The following is a 2,289-nucleotide window of genomic DNA, read 5'->3' on the forward strand; positions in this document are numbered from 1 at the left end:
GCTGGATGTCTATGTCAATGACGTCAAGGTTGCCGGGCTCGATACGGTAACAACTGATGAAATCAGTGCGGAAGCCGGAACCGGGGCCGAGATCACAGGCGCAGCCGAAGGTGATTATGCAGGTCTTGCGGTTGCGGCCGGAGACTTTAACGGTGATGGGCATACCGATCTTGCAATAGGAGCTCCGGGCACCGGGGACAATGACGGGGCAGTTTATGTCATCTATGGCGAGGAAGGGGGGATTCCGGATGTCGACTTGTCGGATATCGCAGACGGTGAAGGCGGGTTCATGGTGAGTCCGGAGACCTCGTCCGATGACGCCTTTCTAGGAGAGTCGGTAACTTTCGGGGACGTGAATGGCGATGGGCTTGATGATTTGGTGGTCGGAGCGACCAACCAGGACGATGGTGAGGGGGCTGCCTACGTCATTTTGGGAACAGATGAAACCCTGGAGGAGGTCAGCCTTGACGAGGTTGCCGAAGGAAACGGCGGGTACAAGATTTCCTTCGAGAATGGAAATGACGAAACCTATGTAGGTGTATCGGTCGCGACGCTGGACATGAACGGCGATGGCTATGATGAAGTTGCCGTGTCCAACTGGCCGGATGATGACGATGGTGAGGTGTTCGTTGTTCTTGGGTCCGACGAGGTTCCGGACAGCGTTGATCTTGCCGATATTGCCGAGGGCGATGGCGGTTTTGCATATACCAGCGAGGGCGAAGCCCTGGGCGATAGCATTGCTACCGGAGATATCAACGGTGACGGACTGGAGGATCTGGTCATCGGGGCAGAATATGCAAACGAGAATGACACCACAGATGATGCATACGTGTCCGGTGCTGCTTACATCGTTTATGGAGCCGAGGATCTCCCGGATGTTTCCGCGCCGATCAACATAGCGGAAAGCGTTGACGGTGAGAGTGTCGTGGAGATCAATGGTGCGACGGACGGTAGGGAGACGGGTTTCAGCGTTGCGACGGGTGACGTCAATGGCGATGGTCATGACGACGTCCTGCTGCAGTCCCTGACAGGCTACACAGTTGACGATGTGGAAGTGTCGGGCTCGGCATATGTTGTCCTCGGCTCTGACAACCTTGCCGCGACGGTTGAACTCGATGATGTTTCGGATGGCGTTGGCGGATACGAGATTTCGTTCGAGGACACATCGTCAGTGGTTTACATGGAAACTGTTGCCTCCAGTGACCTTAACGGAGACGGGTACGACGACCTCCTGATTACCGGCTTCAGTTTTACTGATGACACATATGAATCCTGGGAAAGCAGCGTATATGTTGTTTTCGGTCAGGAAGAAACGCCAGCTTCCATGACATTCGAAACCATCGAGGCAGGGGTTGGCGGGTTTGTCATTGAGGATAGTGGGTCGGAAACAATATTGGGTTCGGAAGGAGCGGTTCAAGGCGGTTTTGACCTGAATGATGACGGGCTGGAAGACTTTATTGCGGGAGCGCCTGTTCCTTCCGGTTACACCGACACCAGTGAAACATACGTCGTTTACGGAAGTACTGATTGGGAAGACTTCGCTTAAAATGGTTTCGTAGTTTCGAGGGGCTGGTCGGTCATACGGCTGACAGGCTAGCTGGCTTCTATAGTAATTTTGAAGGGTGGCAGATGCTTCTGCCACCCTTTTTGTTTCGATACGGTTTCAGGAACTTCAAACATTAAATGAAGCACGGAGCAGTGTTTGTCCCGCAGGGCATTGCACCCGCGCGTGGTCACTCCTCTTGCAGGATTTAACAGGCAGAAAGGCACGCGCCCGTCTGCCGGTCCATGCTGCCGGTTCTTGGCGTATCCGGCCGGAATTTGACGCCCGGCTTCATGTCCTGCGCAGGGCACGCGTCGCCTTTGGTGGGACGTGCGCCCTTTTCCGCGTCCGTCCTGAAATTGGTTTCTCATGAGCCGTCTCCAGAGCACCGCTCACTCACCGGTTGAATTTCCGGGTTTCGAATATCCTTCATGGCTTCCTTCGATTGAGAAATATTAACGGTACGTTACTTGTGTATTAACAGTGACGTTAAGTGAATTGTTTAAGTATTATTCGATAAGTAATTATGATTATCATATTTTTGATCAAATAATGATGTCAAAAAGAGAGGTTGTGTTGATATTGTAATAAAATAACCTTGCATGAGTATTGGTAATTCTTCGAAGTCTGTGACGGTTGTCGCGGAAATACTGGCGGGTTGATCTCGTAACGGCGCCTCGAGGTAGCTGTTGATGCAAGGTTTTCGGTGAAGTGCCTTTTCCATGCAAGCAAACCAGTGAAACGAG

General features: G+C 52.3%; 2 protein-coding genes. One reads left to right on the forward strand and one right to left on the reverse strand.

Going from position 1 to position 2,289, the window contains the following annotated elements; genetic code table 11:
- On the forward strand, positions 1 to 1,546 hold a 1,546-nt coding region (locus E1297_RS02630), incomplete at its 5' end, for an FG-GAP repeat protein (protein ID WP_196223156.1).
- A gap of 499 nt (positions 1,547 to 2,045) precedes the next feature.
- Here the strand turns inward: E1297_RS02630 and E1297_RS49645 are convergent.
- Positions 2,046 to 2,289, reverse strand: a 244-nt coding sequence (locus tag E1297_RS49645; RefSeq protein ID WP_209015605.1) for a hypothetical protein, incomplete at its 5' end; no start/stop codon positions are given.

It is taken from the genome of Roseibium sp. RKSG952 (assembly GCF_009711355.1).